Source organism: Bacillus sp. SIMBA_031, from assembly GCF_046535225.1.
Lineage (GTDB): Bacteria > Bacillota > Bacilli > Bacillales > Bacillaceae > Bacillus > Bacillus velezensis.
The window spans coordinates 1-277 of sequence record NZ_JAWRXC010000170.1 but is presented as its reverse complement, the minus strand read 5'-3'; the positions used below and the strand labels follow the sequence as shown (position 1 = coordinate 277).

The window sequence follows — 277 nt, the reverse complement described above, 5'->3', positions numbered from 1 at the left end:
GCCGGCCGGAACCCCGAATCGTCGTGCCTTGGCTACGGCCAGCGACTTCCCGGAGGCCGGGGAAATGGTCACCAAGCTTTATGACGAATTCGGCTTCGACACAGTCAACATCGGCCCCCTCGAGGACAGCTGGCGGGTTGAGCGCGACCGCCCCGCCTACGTGATCCGCCAAAATGCCGACGAGCTACGTGAGAACCTCGCCAAGGCGACGCGAACCGTCTAAATTTCGGGACAAAACCGTGTCATGAATAGGGCCGTTTGTGCACTTTATTGGTGA

The 277-nt window shown here is 59.9% G+C and carries 1 pseudogene; it reads left to right on the top strand.

The features are described 5' to 3' along the window. Positions 1–223, top strand: a pseudogene (locus SB724_RS19925) (hypothetical protein); the annotation flags it as partial. Between the last annotated feature and the right edge of the window lie 54 nt (positions 224–277).